General features: G+C 37.4%; 17 protein-coding genes. 12 read left to right on the forward strand and 5 right to left on the reverse strand.

The window, feature by feature from the left end; genetic code table 11:
- Positions 1 to 74 precede the first annotated feature (74 nt).
- The 12 genes from rpsB (at position 75) to lpxB (ending at position 13,144) form a co-directional block, all read left to right on the forward strand.
- Positions 75 to 851: a 30S ribosomal protein S2 gene (gene rpsB / locus ACFIM1_RS06325; protein WP_375608532.1), complete on the forward strand. Its 777-nt coding sequence runs from the start codon at positions 75 to 77 to the stop codon at positions 849 to 851.
- 102 nt (positions 852 to 953) lie between these two features.
- Positions 954 to 1,877: a translation elongation factor Ts gene (tsf, locus tag ACFIM1_RS06330; RefSeq protein ID WP_375609512.1), complete on the forward strand. Its 924-nt coding sequence runs from the start codon at positions 954 to 956 to the stop codon at positions 1,875 to 1,877.
- Between the two features lie 158 nt (positions 1,878 to 2,035).
- Positions 2,036 to 2,755, forward strand: a complete 720-nt coding sequence (gene pyrH, locus ACFIM1_RS06335) for a UMP kinase (protein WP_375609511.1) — start codon at positions 2,036 to 2,038, stop codon at positions 2,753 to 2,755.
- 37 nt (positions 2,756 to 2,792) lie between these two features.
- A complete protein-coding gene (gene frr / locus ACFIM1_RS06340; RefSeq protein ID WP_375609510.1) occupies positions 2,793 to 3,353 on the forward strand; it encodes a ribosome recycling factor in 561 nt (186 codons plus the stop codon).
- A gap of 716 nt (positions 3,354 to 4,069) precedes the next feature.
- Positions 4,070 to 4,885, forward strand: coding sequence for a phosphatidate cytidylyltransferase (locus tag ACFIM1_RS06345; protein ID WP_375609509.1), 816 nt, complete (start codon positions 4,070 to 4,072; stop codon positions 4,883 to 4,885).
- Between the two features lie 15 nt (positions 4,886 to 4,900).
- Entirely contained in the window at positions 4,901 to 6,049 is a 1,149-nt protein-coding gene (locus tag ACFIM1_RS06350) for an RIP metalloprotease (protein WP_375609508.1), read from the forward strand.
- A 204-nt stretch (positions 6,050 to 6,253) separates the two neighbouring features.
- Positions 6,254 to 8,650 (forward strand): outer membrane protein assembly factor BamA, encoded by a 2,397-nt coding sequence (gene bamA / locus ACFIM1_RS06355; protein WP_375609507.1) that lies wholly within the window; start codon positions 6,254 to 6,256, stop codon positions 8,648 to 8,650.
- A 65-nt stretch (positions 8,651 to 8,715) separates the two neighbouring features.
- A complete protein-coding gene (gene lpxD / locus ACFIM1_RS06360) occupies positions 8,716 to 9,762 on the forward strand; it encodes a UDP-3-O-(3-hydroxymyristoyl)glucosamine N-acyltransferase (protein ID WP_375607211.1) in 1,047 nt (348 codons plus the stop codon).
- Between the two features lies 1 nt (position 9,763).
- Positions 9,764 to 10,231: a 3-hydroxyacyl-ACP dehydratase FabZ gene (gene fabZ / locus ACFIM1_RS06365; RefSeq protein WP_375607210.1), complete on the forward strand. Its 468-nt coding sequence runs from the start codon at positions 9,764 to 9,766 to the stop codon at positions 10,229 to 10,231.
- 24 nt (positions 10,232 to 10,255) lie between these two features.
- The gene (gene lpxA / locus ACFIM1_RS06370) at positions 10,256 to 11,080 is read left to right on the forward strand and encodes an acyl-ACP--UDP-N-acetylglucosamine O-acyltransferase (protein WP_375609506.1); all 825 of its coding nucleotides are present in this window, start codon (positions 10,256 to 10,258) and stop codon (positions 11,078 to 11,080) included.
- A 2-nt stretch (positions 11,081 to 11,082) separates the two neighbouring features.
- On the forward strand, positions 11,083 to 11,955 hold the full coding sequence (locus tag ACFIM1_RS06375) for an LpxI family protein (RefSeq protein ID WP_375609505.1): 873 nt from the start codon (positions 11,083 to 11,085) through the stop codon (positions 11,953 to 11,955).
- Positions 11,948 to 13,144, forward strand: coding sequence for a lipid-A-disaccharide synthase (gene lpxB, locus ACFIM1_RS06380; protein WP_375609504.1), 1,197 nt, complete (start codon positions 11,948 to 11,950; stop codon positions 13,142 to 13,144). The genes ACFIM1_RS06375 and lpxB overlap by 8 nt, the downstream gene beginning before the upstream one ends.
- 20 nt (positions 13,145 to 13,164) lie before the next feature.
- On the opposite strand, the gene ACFIM1_RS06385 is transcribed toward lpxB, so the two are convergent.
- From ACFIM1_RS06385 to ACFIM1_RS06405, 5 genes are all read right to left on the reverse strand, one after another.
- Positions 13,165 to 13,938, reverse strand: coding sequence for an amino acid ABC transporter ATP-binding protein (locus ACFIM1_RS06385; RefSeq protein ID WP_375607206.1), 774 nt, complete (start codon positions 13,936 to 13,938; stop codon positions 13,165 to 13,167).
- Between the two features lie 79 nt (positions 13,939 to 14,017).
- Entirely contained in the window at positions 14,018 to 14,725 is a 708-nt protein-coding gene (locus tag ACFIM1_RS06390; RefSeq protein WP_375607205.1) for an ABC transporter permease, read from the reverse strand.
- Positions 14,725 to 15,444: an ABC transporter permease gene (locus tag ACFIM1_RS06395; protein ID WP_375607204.1), complete on the reverse strand. Its 720-nt coding sequence runs from the start codon at positions 15,442 to 15,444 to the stop codon at positions 14,725 to 14,727. Before ACFIM1_RS06395 ends, ACFIM1_RS06390 begins: the two co-directional genes overlap by 1 nt.
- A 79-nt stretch (positions 15,445 to 15,523) precedes the next feature.
- Positions 15,524 to 16,276, reverse strand: a complete 753-nt coding sequence (locus ACFIM1_RS06400) for a transporter substrate-binding domain-containing protein (RefSeq protein WP_375608543.1) — start codon at positions 16,274 to 16,276, stop codon at positions 15,524 to 15,526.
- A gap of 494 nt (positions 16,277 to 16,770) precedes the next feature.
- Positions 16,771 to 17,523, reverse strand: coding sequence for a transporter substrate-binding domain-containing protein (locus tag ACFIM1_RS06405; protein WP_375609503.1), 753 nt, complete (start codon positions 17,521 to 17,523; stop codon positions 16,771 to 16,773).
- Between the last annotated feature and the right edge of the window lie 295 nt (positions 17,524 to 17,818).

Here is a 17,818-nt window from a genome sequence, read left to right on the forward strand (position 1 = left end):
AGTCTAGCAAGCATCCGCCGGTAGTAGGTTTTCCTGCTTTTTCCGCGGAGGTTGAACCGGAAAGGATAAAATTTATGGCACTACCCGATTTTACTATGCACCAGCTTTTAGAAGCAGGTGTACATTTTGGTCATCAGACTCATCGCTGGAATCCCAAAATGACACCTTATATTTATGGTCAGCGTAATAATATCCATATTATTGATCTTGCTCAGACTGTTCCACTTTTGCACCGAGCACTTAAACTTGTCTCAGATACTGTTGCGCGCGGTGGTCGTATTCTCTTTGTTGGTACGAAACGACAAGCATCTGACATTATCGCTGATGCGGCCAATCGTTCTGCCCAATATTACGTTAATGCGCGTTGGCTTGGTGGCATGCTTACAAATTGGAAAACGATTTCCAATTCAATACATCGTTTGCGTAAGCTTGACAAAATTCTTGCCGCTGAAGCACAAGGCTTTACCAAAAAAGAACGTTTAAATCTTGAACGTGATCGTGAAAAGCTTAATCGTGCGCTTGGTGGTATTAAAGATATGGGATCTGTTCCAGATCTTATATTTGTTATCGATACAAATAAAGAAAATATTGCACTCCAAGAGGCAAAGCGTTTGGGTATTCCTGTAATTGCTATTATTGATACCAATTGCGATCCTGATGATGTAACGCATCCAATACCAGGAAATGATGATGCTTCGCGTGCAATTTCTCTTTATTGCGATCTTTTTGCTCGTGCTGCTCTTGATGGTATTGCACGCCAGCAAGGTGCCATGGGTATTGATTTGGGAGCTCAAGTTGATGCACCTGTGGAGCCTATGTTGGAAAATGCGGTTTCAGAAGTTCCTGAGTAATATAAAACGCCTAACTAAGGTACTTTTATTTTCTAAAGAAGAGGTTACTGGCGTGCAGAGGAAATTTGCACGCTTTCACTGTTACAGAATAAAGAGGCAAATATGAGCATTACTGCTGCACAAGTAAAAGAACTTCGAGAATTATCTGGCGCTGGTATGATGGACTGTAAAGCCGCTCTAGCAGAGACTAATGGTGATATGGAAGCTGCTGTTGATTGGCTTCGTAAAAAAGGGATAGCTAAAGCAGATAAAAAGGCGGGTCGTACAGCGGCTGAAGGATTAATCGGAGTCGTATCAAAAGATTCACATGCGGTTTTGGTTGAGATTAATTCTGAAACAGATTTTGTTGCACGCAATGATGGATTCCAAGACATCGTGCGTAAAGTAGCAGCTGCTGCCTTAGATACGTCAGGGGATGTTGAATCTGTTTCTGTTTCTCTTTATCCAGGTTCTGAGAAGACTGTAGAGCTTACAATTAAAGATGCAATTGGCACAATTGGCGAAAATATGACATTTCGTCGTTCCGCTAAATTGTCTGTTGAGAATGGTGTTGTTGCGACTTATATACACAATAGTGTGGCTGATGGGCTTGGAAAACTTGGTGTTTTGGTTGCGATTGAAACAACAGGAAATAAAGAGGCTGCTCTTGCTTTTGGTCGGCAGGTCGCGATGCATATTGCGGCAACCAATCCATTAGCACTTACAGCACAAGATGTTGATGCTTCTGCTGTTGAACGTGAAAAAGCAATTTTTTCAGATCAAGCACGTCAGTCTGGAAAGCCTGAAAATATCATTGAAAAAATGGTAGAAGGGCGTATGCGTAAATTTTTTGAAGAGGTTGTTTTGCTTTCACAGGCTTTTGTTATGAATCCTGATATGACTGTTGAGGCAGCTTTAAAGGACGCTGAGAAATCAATTGGTGCACCGGCAAAAATCACAGGCTTTATTCGTTTTGCACTAGGTGAAGGTATAGAAAAAGAGGAGTCTGATTTTGCTGCAGAGGTTGCTGCTGCTGCAAAAGGTTAGTTATTGCAAACTCTTAATCAGAGATTTAAAATCATATCGTTGAGTATAGAATCTCTGAGGGGACCAATGTAATTGTTGAGAGGGCGTCACGTGAAAAAAAGTGGTGCCCTTCGTGGTGTTAAAAGCAAAAAGTAAATGTGCTTTTGGGGAGATTATTAATGGCATTAGCACTTCCGTATAAACGTATTCTTTTAAAGGCTTCTGGTGAAGCTCTTATGGGGGGGCAGAATTTTGGCATTGATGTTTCTGTTGTAGACCGTATTGCCGCTGATATTGCAGAAGTGCGCGCAATGGGGATAGAGGTTGCGGTTGTAATAGGTGGGGGAAATATTTTTCGTGGCGTTGCTGTTGCTTCGCATGGTGGAGATCGAGTGACAGGTGATCATATGGGAATGCTTGCAACGGCTATTAACTCTTTAGCATTGCGAACATCATTGACAAAATTAGGCGTTGAAACGGTTGTACTCTCTGCGATTGCTATGCCACAAATTTGTGAAAGTTTCTCGCAACGTAAAGCAATAGCTTATATGAATCAGGGAAAAGTTGTTATTTTTGCAGGGGGTACAGGAAATCCATTTTTTACCACTGATTCTGCTGCCACTTTACGTGCAGCAGAAATTGGTGCGGATGTCCTTCTTAAAGGAACACAAGTTGATGGTATTTATTCAGCAGATCCAAAAATAGACCCTACGGCTAAGCGTTTTGACCAATTAACACATGTTGAAATTTTGCAATGGGGATTATCTGTTATGGATTCAACGGCGGTCACTTTAGCACGTGAGAACAATGTGCCGATTATTGTGTATTCCATTCATGAAAAAGGCGGTTTGGCTAAGGTCTTGAATGGAACAGGACGCTTTACAATAGTATCGGAATAAGGGTAAGCTTCAAAGGACAATTGAAGGAGACAGAAATATGGATGTTACATCAATTATGGATGATCTGAAACGTCGCATGGATGGTGCTATTACGGCTTTTAAACATGAGTTGGGTGGTTTGCGGACTGGACGAGCATCGGCCAGTTTATTAGAGCCGTTGACTGTTGAAGCTTATGGTTCTGTTGTGCACATAAATCAAGTTGCTAATATTTCTGTTCCCGAACCTCGGATGCTTTCTGTTTCTGTATGGGATAAAACGATGGTAGGAGCTGTAGAGCGTGCGATTCGCGATTCTGGTCTTGGTTTAAATCCTATAACTGATGGTACGAATTTACGTATTCCTTTGCCTGAGTTGAATGAAGAGCGCCGTAAAGAACTTGTAAAAATTGCGCATCATTATGCAGAGCAAGCGCGTGTTGCTACACGTCATGTTCGTCGGGATGGTATGGACAATTTGAAAAAGTTAGAAAAAGATGGTGAAATTGGGCAAGATGAAGCCCATAGTTTGTCTGAGAAAGTTCAAAAACTCACAGATGAAACTATTGCTGATATTGATAAAATTTTAGCCGTAAAAGAATCTGAAATTATGCACGTTTAAGACGGTTTTGTCGCTAGAAAAAGGATGTTATATTCCCGCCTGTAAATTGTTTCTATGGATAATAGTAAGGAGTGGTGTGCTCTGTGATAGCAAGGTGTAATACAAGAAGGTGTTTTATCGTTTTATCATCTTGATATGGGAGAGATTGATTTGAAAGGGAAGATGTTTTAATTTTTTAGTTTGCGTGGTAAATCATGCCCTTTGCTGGAAGACACTATTTAACAGCATGGTAAAGGCTCCTAGTTAGCATGTCTTTGTTAAACTGCATAATGAAAACATTATTAGAAATTATTTAAATATCTAAGATGAGGGTTGGGGAAAGAATATAACACAAAAAATAAGCCTAACCTTTCTCTTATTTCCCATTATAAAACATGCGAGTAGAATCGATCAAGCAGATGTTATGTGGCATAATTTTCTTTTAGATGACGAACAGTTGATAGAAGAGTGTTTTTAACCTCTATTGGTTAATTTATATAGGGAGTAGATAGCCGCTTTTTCATTTTATGTTTGAGAAAATATTTAAAAACATATTTTAGGATTAATTTTAAGAGGGGATTTTTGAAGCTGTTTTCATTGATTATTCGTCTTATAAGCACTATCTTGGTAGACTGAATTATTTATGGTAAATTATAAGAGAAGTTTGTACAAGTGTGAAATAAAAATACTACAATTTTAGAGCTTGTATTTTCTATTTTTATTGTGTGGATGTTGTTTTGTCTAATTTGGTTTATCGTGTTCTGACAGCTTTTGTGTTTGGCGTTATTGCATTGTATCTAACGTGGTTGGGAGGAACCATCTTTTTTTTGTTTGTATGGTGTGTTGGCGGTTTTATTCTCTATGAGTGGATGAGTATTACTAAAGAGAAGTGGTGTGTTGTACAAAAGATATTAGCAAGTATTTTTTATTTGTTTTTCGGCTTTTTTTTAGTGTTGAGTGTATCTGCTTCATTAGATTTTTGTGTTTTAATCGTTTTGGCTGCGGTGTTGGCTATTATATCTATAAAAAGGGGGGGGTGGGTTTTTTGTGGTTTTTTATATGCCTCTTTTCCTGTTGTTGCTTTATGCTTTTTACGGGATCATGAGATGTTGGGGTTCCAGGTTGTTATTTTCTTATTTACGATAGTGTGGGGGACAGATATTGGTGGGTATTTTATCGGACGTGCCTTAGGGGGGGCTAAATTAGCACCACAATTTTCTCCTAATAAAACATGGTCAGGAGCGTTTGGTGGCACATTTATCGGAGTTTTCGGCGGTATATGGGTTGCTTTTGGATTTTTTGATATAAATTTAACAAGTTTTTTCGTGCCACTCCTTACACTTATTTTATCAATTGCTTCACAATTGAGTGATTTAGGACAATCATGGCTCAAAAGGCGGTTTTCTGTTAAAGATTCTAGTTCTTTATTGCCTGGACATGGTGGCTTTATGGATCGTATGGATGGGTTGGTAGGGGCCGCTTTGCTTCTTTATTTAATTGGGGCGTTTATATCTGATATGAATGCGCCTTTTAATCTTTTTAGTATGATTTAATTGGGAGTAGATATTTTGGGACTTTTAAATCATATCGTCACTATGGGTGATTTTCTTTTAAGAAGTTTGAGTATTCTTTTCATCATTATGATTATCATTTTTGTGCATGAACTTGGGCATTATCTCATTGGTCGGTGGTGTGGTATTAAGGCGTTAGTTTTTTCACTTGGATTTGGTCCACAAATAGCGAGTTACACAGATAAGCATGGCACCAAGTGGCGCTTAGCACTTATTCCCTTAGGAGGTTATGTAAAGTTTGTTGGAGATGAGGAAAAAATTGATACGCTATCATCCCAATCATCTCCGATAGTTGATGGTTCATTTGCCAGTGTGCATGCTTGGAAAAAAGCAGCAACTGTTTTTGCTGGTCCCTTTTTCAATGTCCTTTTTACTGTTGTTATTCTGACACTTTTTTTCTTTATTTACGGTCGTGTAGCCATTGAACCGGTTGTTGGTTCTTTAGTAAAAGATAGCCCTGCTGTTCAGTCTGGTTTGGAATTAGGTGACCGTTTTGTTGAAATGGATGGTCGACGGGTTGAAAGTTTTGAAGATTTGATGAACTATGTAACTTTTCACGGAAAAGAACCTATAGAGTTTAAGATAGAACGCATGGGGCGCGTGTTTACAACGGTCATTACTCCGAAAGTAGTTGAGCGAGATGATGGATTCGGTAATCGGATACAAAGTGCTATGATAGGTGTAGGTGTTCCTGTTGATTCAAATAATCCTGCGCGTTTAGATCCAACTTATATAAAACATATTCACTATGGTTTTTTAACAGCTGTAAGAGAAGCATCAAATCGTACTGCGTTTATTGCTACTCAAACTGTTCTTTTTATGAGTCGTTTAATAGAAGGAAAAGAGGATCGTTGTCGGCTAAGTGGACCTTCTAAAACCGTTAAAATTGCTTGGAAAGTGAGCGAGGCAGGTTTTATTTCTTTGTTGAATTTGGCAGCTTTTCTTTCAATAAGTGTTGGGCTTATTAATCTTTTTCCGATTCTACCACTTGATGGTGGGCATCTTTTATTTCATGTCATTGAAGTTATTACTGGGAAGACAATATCCACTAAAATTCAGGGAATTATTTTTCGTTTAGGTTTTTCCATTCTTCTCCTTTTTATAATTTTTGTCTTTTTAAATGATTATTTTTGTTGGTTTAGCTAATTAAATTATGGAAAATACTTTATGAATTGGGTAATAATAGCAAAAATAAATTGAAGGTTGTTTACCATGTCTGCAAAATGTTGTGGCGTTGTATATTATAATGAGTAATTAAGGGATGACAAAGTCTCGCTGTAAAAAGGTTGTTGTGGCAGTTAGCTTTTTAAGGCGTTGTGTCCAAGGAATAAGAGTAAGGTAAAAGAGCCAATGACTACGAATTCAAAGTTTTTAAATGCAGCATCTGTGTTGGTGTTAAAGATGGGGATGATTGTTCCAGTAACGGCTTTTATGTCAATTGCTGTGGTTGGAGAAATGCAAGCGTCTGTAGTCCGTTCTATTGAGGTTCGTGGGAATAAGTTTGTAAGTTCTCAGGCAATTCGGGACAATATGGGTATTAAGGCTGGACAAGGATTTTCCAGTGGTGATGTTGATAATGCTGTGAAGAACCTTTTCGAATTAGGTTTATTTTATGATGTTAAAATAAATCAAGTAGGTGATAAATTGATCGTATTCGTAAAAGAATATGAGGTTGTCAATCAAATATTGTTCCAAGGAAATAAATCTTTTAAAGACCCAGATCTTAAACGGTTTATTTCTTTGAAACCAAATGAACCTTTTAACTCTGCTAAGCTTTCTGCTGATATAAATACAATTCGTGAAGCTTATAAAACTCTTGGTCGTAATAATATCACGGTTAACGTTCAAACCATTAATCTTGGAAAAGGGCGTGTGAATGTGGTCTTTAATGTTGTTGAAGGAAAAAAAACAAAGATTAGTGATATCGCTTTTAAGGGAAATAGTGTCTTTGGAAGTCGCCGTTTGCGTGATGTAATTTCGACAAAATCTTCAGGAATTTTTTCCAAGTTGTTAGGAGGCGATGTTTACAGTGAAGAGCGCCTCGCTGTTGATGAAGAAGCTTTACGCCGCTTTTATTATAATCATGGTTATGCAGATTTTCGTGTAGTCTCTTCTAAAGCAACTTTTGATGCAGCAAGCAATACGTATAAAATTTCTTTTGTTCTTGATGAAGGGGCGCGTTATAAAATTAGTGATATTCAAGTTGAAAGTGATGTCGATGGAATTGACGTTCAATCTGTAAAAAGGATGCTTAAAACCCAGCCAGGTGATGTTTATAGTGCAGAAGAGATTGAACAGTCCGTTGCAATTATTAATAACAAGGTTGCTGATTCTGGCTATGCTTTTGCTAAAGTTGAACCGCGGGGAAATCGTAATTTAGCAAATCATACAATTTCAATTTTATATAATATTGAACAGGGTACACGTGCTTATATTCAGCGTATTGATATACGTGGTAATGAGAAAACGCGTGATTATGTCATTCGTCGTGAGATTGATTTGAATGAAGGAGATGCCTACAATCAAACTTTATTACAGCGGGCAAAACGTCGTCTAGAAAGTTTAGGTTTTTTCAAAGCCGTTAATATTTCAATGGTTCCTACCGAGCAATCTGACCAAGTTGTTTTGGTGATAGATGTCGTTGAAGCTTCAACAGGAGATCTCTCTCTTTCAGGGGGGTATACAACGGGGGGAACAAGTCCTGGTATGTCACTTGAAGTTTCTGTTACTGAGCGTAATCTTGGCGGACGTGGGCAGTATGTTCGTTTAGGATTAGGAGCAGGGCAAGAAAAATCCCGTAATTATAATTTATCATTTGTTGATCCTTATTTCTTAGGGTATCGTTTATCTGCTGGCGTTGATGTTTTTCGTAGTACTTACCGTGCTGATAAAGCATATGATGTACGACAGACAGGCGGGTCATTACGGTTTTCGTTGCCTATTAATAATCAATTGTCTGCTAATGTAGCTTATTCTTATGTGCAGGAAGAATATGATTTTGGCGGAGAGTATAATTTCGATAAAGAGAGTGACATAATAGAATTATACGGGAAATATTCTGGTGCGATTGTTCAAGCTGCAAAGCAAAGCCCTTGGAAGCGTTCATCGATTAGTTATGGTTTTACCTATAATACAATTGACGATATGAGAGCCCCTCATGATGGGTGGTATGTGAATCTTCTTCAGGAATATGCAGGGCTTGGTGGAAGTGCAAAGTTCTTGAAGACCACGGGTAAGGCGATGATGTACAAGACTCTTTCCGAGCAGAAGGATATCGTTGGTTTGCTTTCCTTTGGGGGTGGTTATATCCACGGAATGGGCCGAGATGGTGTTCGTATTTTCGATATGTTTAAGGCGAATACTGATATGATCAGAGGGTTCAAATATAATGGGATAGGCCCACGTCAGGTTTCCAATAAGGGTGAAGTTTATTTCTTAGGGGGAACAACATATATGAATGCGACTGCTGAAGTACAGTTTCCTATTCCTGTTGTGCCTGAAGGATTTGGGTTGCGCGGTGCTTTATTTGCGGATATTGCCACGCTTTATGGTAATAATTATAAGGCAGTTTTTAAAGGTGAGCCGCCTGTTACCAATACCAAAAGTGCTTGGCGCTCATCTGCAGGTGTGAGTTTGATGTGGGATTCTCCGTTTGGTCCTTTGCGTTTTGATTATGCTTGGCCAATAATGAAGCAGGAGGGGGATCGTGTGCAGCAATTAAACTTTGGTATTTCTACAAAGTTCTGATTTGAGCGATTTTAAGAAGGAAAAACTTGAAGAGAATAGCTTAAGCTGGGAGAGAAAGTGTTTTGATGGCGGATACATTTTTTTTTACGCCGTCCCGACGATTGACAGTTGCAAATGCTGCTGAGTTGACGGGTGCAAAGCTTCTTAATCCAGAGTTTTCTCATAAAGTTATCAATACTCTTTCTTCACTTGAGAGTGCTGTGGAAGGTTCGCTTGTTTTTGTAGAGCATCGAAAGTTTTCTGATGCTTTGCTGGATAGTTCTGCTGTTGCTGTTTTGTGTACGAATGAGATTGTTTTTAAAGTTCCCGAAACTATGGCAATTTTGGTGACATCCACACCACAGCGTGACTTTGCTCAGATTGGTCGTATTTTGTTTCCAGATTCTGTTAAGCCAATACCTTGGTTGGGGCAGAAGGGGATTTCATCGCATGCGCATATTCATCCAACGGCTAAGTTGGCGCATGATGTGTGTATTGAAGCGGGAGCTGTTATTGGTAAAAATGTTGAGATTGGTGCAGGAACTCTTATCTCATCCACAGCTGTTATCGGTGAAAATTGCCGTATTGGATGTGACTGCTATATTGCTCCTAAGGTAACAGTTCAGTGTTCTATAATAGGTGATAAGGTTCAGCTTTATCCTGGTGTTTGCATTGGGCAAGATGGTTTTGGTTATGTTGGGGGCGTTTCTGGAATCGAGAAAATTCCACAGCTTGGTCGCGTTATTATTGAGGATGGTGTAGAAGTTGGTGCGAACACGACAATTGATCGTGGAACATTTCAAGATACCGTTATTGGTGAAGGAAGCAAGATTGATAATCTTGTACAAATTGCCCACAATGTAAAAATTGGCCGCTATTGTCTTATTGCCGCTCAATGTGGCATTGCGGGAAGTACATCTATAGGGGATATGTCTCAGCTTGGCGGAAGTGTGGGAGTAGCTGATCACATCATAATAGGTAAATCTGTTCAGATTGCTGCTCGTAGTGGTGTTATGAATGACATTCCGGATGGCGAAAAATGGGGAGGTAGTCCAGCGCGACCATTTAAACAATGGTTTCGTGAAGTAGCGGCGTTGCGCAGTATGGGAAAAGTTAAAAAGGAGAAACGCTGATATGATCAGCAGTGAAAAAACTAAAAACTTAGAGGCTGTCGATATTGAAAAACTATTATCAATATTACCGCACCGTTATCCATTTTTATTAATTGATCGTATCGTTGATATTGATGGTGAACAAGAAGCGATTGGTATTAAAAATATAACGATTAACGAGCCACATTTTACAGGACATTTTCCCTCAAAGCCTGTTATGCCTGGAGTTTTGATTTTAGAAGCTATGGCACAAACGGCAGGAGCAATAGCACTTTTAAATTTAGGCAATAAGCAAACAAATTTAGTTTACCTTATGACGGTTGATAATGCGAAATTTCGTAAGCCGGTTATGCCTGGTGATCAGCTCAAGATTCATGTTCAGCTTTTGAAAAAAAGATCTGGTATGAGACGTTTTTCATGTGTTGCAAAAGTAGAAGATGTCCGCGTCGCTGAAGCAGAAATTGCTGCGATGATTGTTGAAAAAGAATAAACGATATTTGATGGGGATTTAAAAATGTCCGGTACGAAAATCCATCCAACTGCTCTTGTGGAGAAGGGAGCGCAGCTTGGTGAGAATGTACGCGTTGGACCATTTTGCCATATTAGTTCAGAGGCTGTTATTGGTGATGAATGTAGTTTGACAAGTCATGTTGTAATAATGGGAAAGACAACGTTAGGAGCCAAGAGTAAAGTATTTTCTCATGCTGTTTTGGGGGCAGATCCGCAAAATAATAAACATAAAGGAGGGGCTACGACTCTTTTTATTGGTAAGAATTGTACGATTCGTGAAGGTGTAACAATGCATAGGGGTTCCGATTCGAGTGTAGGAATGACAGTTGTTGGTGATAATTGCCAATTTTTTTGTTATGCGCATATCGCTCACGATTGTTATGTAGGCAATCATGTAACATTTGCCAATAACGCAATGATTGCTGGTCATGTTACTATTGGTGATTATGTGATTATTGGTGGTGGTGCTGCTGTTCATCAATTTGTTCGTGTTGGACATCATGCATTTATCGGCGGCGTATCTGCACTGGTTGGTGATCTGATACCTTATGGAACAGCTGTTGGTGTGCAGGCAAAACTTGCTGGGCTCAATATTATTGGCATGAAGCGTGCAGGACTTGAGCGTCAAGATATTCATGCACTCCGTCATGCGGTTGCTATGCTTTTTGATCATAGCAAACCATTTAAAGAGCGTGTCAGTGATGTTGCTTCTTTCTATTCTTCTTCTCAGTCTGTTTCTGAAGTTGTTAATTTTATTAAAGAAGAAGGAAAGCGTTTTTATTGTACACCAAAATTTGAAGGTGTTAGAATAAAAGAACATAAGGATTAAAAATGCCTATTTGGGGAGCCAGAAGTTTTCTTTCCGGCCGTACTGCCGTTATAGCAGGAAATGGTGTTCTACCGATTACTGTTGCGCAGACTCTTGAGAAGAATGGAGAAAATCCTTTTCTTGTGCTTTTGCATGGTGAGGCAGATTCTGTTCTTTATCGCTATGAGCATTGCGAACTATCAATTGTAGAGTTAGCACGACTCGTTAAAATTTTAAAAGAGGCTGGTGTATATAATGTTGTTTTGGCAGGTGGCGTGAAAAAGCGTCCACTTCTTAAACAATTGCGACTGGACTGGACAACATTTTTAGCTCTGCCTAAGTTAATCGGAGCTTTGAGGAAGGGAGATGATGCGTTATTAAAAGCTTTTATACGGATTATTGAAGCGCATGGTTTTTGTGTTATCGGTGCCCATGAAATAGTACCAGATCTTTTAGCTCCCATAGCATTTAATTTAACAATACGGCGTGCTACGCCAAAAGAGAAAAAAGATATTTTTTTAGCAGCAGAAGCAGCAAAACTTTTAGGTCAATTGGATATTGGACAAGCCGTTGTTGTTGTTCAGGGAAGGGTGGTTGCTTTGGAGGGCGCTGAGGGAACTGATAATATGTTGTGGCGTGTTTGTGAAATGCGAGAAAGAGGGCAAATTCCCTCTAAGGGTGGTGTTCTTGTAAAATGTGCAAAACCACAACAGGATAATCGCGTTGATTTGCCATCAATTGGTCCCGCGACAATAATGAATATTGCAAAGAGTGGTTTATATGGTGTTGCGGTGGAGGCAAATAGAAGTCTAATATTATCAGTGAAAACAACAATAGAAAAAGCCAACAAATATTCTCTATTTATAGAGACATTTGAGAAGTTTGGTCATGAATAATTGTTTCTTAAAGATTGCAGTGGTTTCAGGTGAGGAATCTGGTGATTTACTTGGGGCCGATCTAATTTCTTGTTTATCACAACAGATAGGATGCAATATTCATTTGATTGGTGTTGGGGGGAGCCATTTAAAGGCATTAGGCTTAAAAAGCTTTTTTGATTCCCATGATATTGCTTTAATAGGTTTAAAGGAGGTGTTGAAAAAACTACCGTTGTTGTTGCTACACATTCGCAATTTATCCAAATTTATTGCACAAGAACAACCTGATTGTTTAATTATTATTGATAGTCCTGATTTCACGCATCGTATTGCAAAAAAGGTACGTGCTTTAGCGCCTTCTATTCCTATCATTAAATATATTGCACCAACCGTTTGGGCATGGAGGCCAGAGCGTGCAAAAGCTATGTGTGGATTTGTTGATCATGTTTTAGCGGTTTTTCCTTTTGAAGAAAAGATTATGCAAGATTTGGGAGGCCCTGCCACGACTTATGTTGGACATCGTCTTTTGACATATCCTCCCCTTTTGAGAATTCAGTCAGAAAAAAAAAGCCAATTAGAACAAAGAAATTTTATCGATACACAAGCATTATCGCCTACATTAGTTATTTTGCCAGGATCGCGCAATTCAGAAATTCGTTCTTTAATGCCTATTTTTCGAGAAACAGTAGAGATTCTTGTACAACGTATTCCTCATTTACGTATTATTTTACCAACCTTACCTCATTTGGTAGATAGAATCCGGGACTTTGTGCAGGGCTGGAAAAGCAAGATAGAAATTGTAGTTGGTGAAGATGAAAAATGGCGTGCTTTTGCACAAGCAGATGTTGCTCTTGCTGCACATGGAACTGTTTCACTTGAATTAGCCTTAGCAAAAGTTCCTATGGTTCTTTGCTATAAACTTGATTTCTTTTCTAAATTATTTATTTTTCCTAAAATGATGTTATGGAGTGCTGCTCTTCCAAATATTATTGCTGATAAGCCTATTGTTTCGGAATATTTGAATGAATTAATCCGTCCTGGCATGTTAGCAAGACAGGTAGAACAACTTTTGGCTAATCCTTTATTGCGACAGGCACAACTTGATTCCTTTGAGATGGTAGAACAGAAAATGAAAACTGAAGTACCATCGGGGGTTGTTGGCGCACAAACAATTATCACTCTTTTAAAAAGTAGGAATAAAATTGTATAAATAAAGCAATATTTTAATGATTAATATTTAATTTTAGCAAGAAATTCACAAGCACGTTGGCTTTTAGGATTGGTAAAAAATTTTTCAGATGCTGTATCTTCAACAATTTTTCCGTTTTCTAGAAAGAGTATTCTTTCTGAGACTTTCCGTGCGAAGTCCATTTCATGAGTAACACAAAGCATTGTGATTCCTGTATCTGCTAATTGAGCCATTACTTGCAAAACTTCTCCTACACTTTCTGGATCAAGAGCAGAGGTTGGTTCGTCAAAAAGCATTACTTCAGGTTCCATACAAAGTGCACGGGCAATCGCAACACGCTGTTGTTGCCCACCAGAGAGTTGTAAAGGATATTTTTCACAGTGTTTTTCAATACCGACATGCGTTAAGTAATGAATTGCTCGTTCTTTTGCTTGTTGTTTGGAAAGACCTTGAACTGTCATAGGGGCTAAAATACAATTTTGTATAACGCTCATGTGGGGGAATAAATTAAAGTTCTGAAAGACCATTCCTATCTTACGGAGAACATTTTTTTGCTGTTGTACAGGGGCGGTATGGATATCAACGTTATGGATACGGATCGAACCTTTTTGTGCTTGTTCTAATTGATTAATACAACGAATTAACGTTGATTTTCCAGATCCGGATGGGCCACAAATAACGATATGTTCACCAGTTTGAACATCAAAGTTGATATCATGTAGAACCTGAAAGTTTCCGTACCATTTATTGAGGTTTCGAATGGAGATCACAGGGTTTTTATTGGGAGAGATCGATTGATTATTTTTCAAATTCATCTTGTTTTATTCTTTCATTGATGAATGAATTTATTAATTCAACATTTTGATTTGGTAAAGTTCTTTTATGATCATTTATTTATCGTAAATATCGAGTGAGGCGATGTTCGATAAAAACAATAAAACGATGAATGAGTTCAACAATAAAAAGATAGATAAGGGCTGCCCAAACGTAAACTTGAAAATCGAATGTACGTGAATAAGTGAGTTTAGCAATCCCCATTAAATCATAAACAGTAATAAGTGAGGCAATGGCACTGGATTTAATCATTAAAATCAACTCATTGCCTAGAGGGCGTAATGCTATAATCATTGCTTGTGGAAGAATAACTTTAAAAAATGTGACAGAGTTGCTTAAACCTAAAGCTTTTGATGCTTCACGTTGCCCAGTTGTTACGGATAAAAAACTTCCTTTAAAGATCTCAGATTGATAGGCAGCAGAATTGAGTGTAAAAATAAAAAGACAACAATACCACGCGTTTTGAAAAAACCACCATAGACCAACCTGTTGCCAAAAATTGTTCATTGAACCAAGCCCATAATAAAAAAGGAAGAGTTGGGCTAACAAAGGAGAGCCGCGAAAAAAATAGACATAAGCATTTGCGAAATATTGTAAAAACGTATTCTTTGATAAACGCGCAAAAGCGATAAGCATACCAAGGAAAAAACCAAGAGAACAAGAAATAGAAACAAGCTCAACAGTAACAATAAAGCCATCAACAAATTTGGGGCCATAACGGCTTAAAAGATCAGGATTAAAAAGGAAATAAAGCCACTCCGGAATCATTAACCTAGCACCTTTTTATAGCCTATTTGAGTGTATGTTTCCACATAGCGTAATATTGTAGAAAAAAACGCTGAAAATAATAAATAGAGTAAGCATGCTACAAGATAAAATAGCATGGGTTTATTGGTTGCCGCGACAGCTAAATTCGTTTGTCGCATGAGGTCAACAAGCGCGATAGTTGAAACGAGGGATGTATCTTTCAGTAAAGTAAGCCAATTATTAGAAAGTCCTGGTAAGGCATTTCGGATGAGCTGAGGGAAGACAATACGAAAAAATGTGGTTGATCGTGAAAGGCCTAAAGCTTTGGCAGCTTCATATTGACCTTTATCAAAAATATTAAATGCTCCAAGCCAAACTTCACAAGAGAAAGCTGCAAAAACCAGACTGAGTGCAAGGACACCAGCAACAAAAGCATTGATGCTGAACATGATTTCAAGATTAAAATAGTCAAAGGCATTTTGAATAAGGTTTTGTAATCCATAGTAAACTAAAAACAGAGTTAAAAGCTCTGGTAATCCACGAAATACCGTTGAAAAGAGACGTGCTAGAGCTTTAGCTATCTTAATATTGGATCGAATCATTACTGCATTGAGAAGACCTAAGGGAAGCCCTAGAAGGCCACAGCACAACGCCAATGACAATGTCATTCCTGCACTGGAAAGTATAACCGCTCCCCATCCACCATTGCTAAATGATAGCAATGCTAAATTTTCAATCATTCTTGTGTTCCTCATGAAAGAGTTAGATAATGTTTTTTAGAAATAGACAGTAGGTTGCATTTAAATATCACATTGATATTTAATAAACATCATTTGTAAAATATTTTCTCATAATTTTCTCATAAGTTCCATCCAAACGGATTTCTTTTATTGCTTCATTGAACTTATTTTTAAGATCATTATTATTTTGACGGATTGCAATTGCAACAGGAAACTTTGTTTCTTCCAGAGTTCCTAGGAGGAAACAGCAATCTTTTCCTTCATTTTTAAGCCAATTTAACGCTTCTAATTTATCAACAATAATCATATCAAGTCGATGATTTAAGAGGTCACGATTCATTTCTATTGTGGAAGGATAGAGTTTGATTTTTACCTCTTTAGAGGCATAATGATCTTCCGCATACAAAGCTTGTGTTGTATTGGATTGCACACCAAGATTTTTACCTCTAAAGCTTTGTGTTGAGAGTTCCTTAATTCCTGAATCTTTAGTAACAATGACAGCCAGTGCTGTGTCATAGTAAGGATCTGTAAAGTCAATTTTTTGTAAACGCTCTTGTGTATGAGAGAGAGAAGCAACAATAGCGTCATATTTTTTTGCAATAAGTCCGGGGATCATTCCCTCGAAATCTTGCGTGACAATAGTACACTCAACATTCATTTTTTTACAAAGTGCATAAGATATATCGATATCAAATCCCTGCAGTTTGTTATTTGAGTCAATATAACTAAAAGGAGGATAGGTGCCTTCACTCGCAATTTTTAATGTTTTCGCATCAGCCAATTGGGCGAATAGCGCGGCGCTTATTATAAGAGCTCCAGCTAATAGTTTCATGATATTCTCCTATTGGATAAGCGGGCAAATATGAAATCGTCACGTTTTATAATCTGTAAGCTTTTTGGGAGCAATGCAAAAATTTATCGGCGTTTATTTTAGATCATTATGTTGCAGATTATTATCAAAAAATTATCTTTTTTATTGATTTAAAGAAAATAAATATCTTATTGCTTGTATGATGGCTTAATTTTCATAAAATGAGTGCTTTGCATTATCTCATAAATAAAAATCGAGAAATTTTCTTGCAAAATAAGGCTATTCAATTTGAACATGAAGAAAAAATTAGATTTTTATAAAATAAAAATACAATCTCAATTATTATTAGATTCCATGAAAGGTTTAAATATCGAGAAACAATTAAAAATTAACTTTTTATAAATATAAATTTTTCTTATAAAAATACTGGGTTTTCAATCATACTTGCATGTTCAACAAAGAGTTTGAAAATATTCCTTAAAATATAAAGCTTCAAGTTTAATTCATAGTGATATTTAATCGATATCGAATGCAAAATACTTTCTCATAATTTCATCATAGGTTCCATCGGCGCGGATTTCTTCTATTGCTTTATTGAACTTATTTTTAAGATCAGTATTATTTTGACGGAGTGCAATTGCAATAGGAAATTTTGTTTCTTCTAAAGTTCCTAGAAGCTCGCAGCAATCCTTTCCTTCATTTTCAAGCCAATTTAATGCTTTTAATTTATCAAAGATGATTATATCAAGCCGATGGCTTAAAAGGTCACGAGTAACTTCTATTGCTGTAGGATAAAGTTTGATATTCACTTCTCCAGAGGCATAATGGTCTTCTGAATATGAAGCCTGTGTTGTATTTGATTGTACACCAAGATTTTTACCTTTAAAGCTTTGTGTTGAGATCTCTTTAATTCCCGAATTTTTGCTAACAATAACAGCGAGTACTGTATTGTAGTAAGGATCTGTAAAATCAATTTTTTGTAAGCGCTCTTTTGTAGGAGAAAGGGAAGAAATGATAGCATCGTATTTTTTGGCAATAAGTCCGGGAATCATTCCCTCGAAGTCTTGTACGACGATAGTGCATTCAATATTCATTTTTTTACAAAGTGCATAAGCTATATCAATATCAAACCCTTGAAGTTCGTTATTTGAGTCAATATAACTAAATGGCGGATAAGAAGCATCACTTGCAATTTTCAGCGTTTGAGAATTGGCCGTTAGAGTAAACAGTGTTGCGCTTATTATAAGAGCTCCTACTAATAATTTCATTATGTTCTCCTATTAGATAAGCTGGCAAATATGAAACCATTATGCATTTTTATAATCTTTAAGCTCTTTGGGAGCAATGTAAAAAATTGAGTTGTTTTCATTATGCTGGATATTATTATCAAAAAAATAATTTATTTTTATCAAGCATGGGAATAGAAAATACAGGAAAGAAGTAAACCTCTTATCGCTTATATAATGAATTTTAATAATTTTATTTAAAAATCAGTAAATTATCTTTAAAAGAAAAACTATTAATTTAAATACAAAGAAAATTTTAGTCCTTAACAGGATAAAA

This window comes from Bartonella sp. AC158YNML, from assembly GCF_042196725.1.
Lineage (GTDB): Bacteria > Pseudomonadota > Alphaproteobacteria > Rhizobiales > Rhizobiaceae > Bartonella.

What these genes read in the sequence shown, in the direction of transcription:
- rpsB (WP_375608532.1), top strand. Translation starts at nt 75, where the DNA reads ATGGCACTACCCGATTTTACTATGCACCAGCTTTTAGAAGCAGGTGTA.
- tsf (WP_375609512.1), top strand. Translation starts at nt 954, where the DNA reads ATGAGCATTACTGCTGCACAAGTAAAAGAACTTCGAGAATTATCTGGC.
- pyrH (WP_375609511.1), top strand. Translation starts at nt 2,036, where the DNA reads ATGGCATTAGCACTTCCGTATAAACGTATTCTTTTAAAGGCTTCTGGT.
- frr (WP_375609510.1), top strand. Translation starts at nt 2,793, where the DNA reads ATGGATGTTACATCAATTATGGATGATCTGAAACGTCGCATGGATGGT.
- bamA (WP_375609507.1), top strand. Translation starts at nt 6,254, where the DNA reads ATGACTACGAATTCAAAGTTTTTAAATGCAGCATCTGTGTTGGTGTTA.
- lpxD (WP_375607211.1), top strand. Translation starts at nt 8,716, where the DNA reads ATGGCGGATACATTTTTTTTTACGCCGTCCCGACGATTGACAGTTGCA.
- fabZ (WP_375607210.1), top strand. Translation starts at nt 9,764, where the DNA reads ATGATCAGCAGTGAAAAAACTAAAAACTTAGAGGCTGTCGATATTGAA.
- lpxA (WP_375609506.1), top strand. Translation starts at nt 10,256, where the DNA reads ATGTCCGGTACGAAAATCCATCCAACTGCTCTTGTGGAGAAGGGAGCG.
- ACFIM1_RS06375 (WP_375609505.1), top strand. Translation starts at nt 11,083, where the DNA reads ATGCCTATTTGGGGAGCCAGAAGTTTTCTTTCCGGCCGTACTGCCGTT.
- lpxB (WP_375609504.1), top strand. Translation starts at nt 11,948, where the DNA reads ATGAATAATTGTTTCTTAAAGATTGCAGTGGTTTCAGGTGAGGAATCT.
- ACFIM1_RS06385 (WP_375607206.1), bottom strand. Translation starts at nt 13,938, where the DNA reads ATGAATTTGAAAAATAATCAATCGATCTCTCCCAATAAAAACCCTGTG.
- ACFIM1_RS06390 (WP_375607205.1), bottom strand. Translation starts at nt 14,725, where the DNA reads ATGATTCCGGAGTGGCTTTATTTCCTTTTTAATCCTGATCTTTTAAGC.
- ACFIM1_RS06395 (WP_375607204.1), bottom strand. Translation starts at nt 15,444, where the DNA reads ATGATTGAAAATTTAGCATTGCTATCATTTAGCAATGGTGGATGGGGA.
- ACFIM1_RS06400 (WP_375608543.1), bottom strand. Translation starts at nt 16,276, where the DNA reads ATGAAACTATTAGCTGGAGCTCTTATAATAAGCGCCGCGCTATTCGCC.
- ACFIM1_RS06405 (WP_375609503.1), bottom strand. Translation starts at nt 17,523, where the DNA reads ATGAAATTATTAGTAGGAGCTCTTATAATAAGCGCAACACTGTTTACT.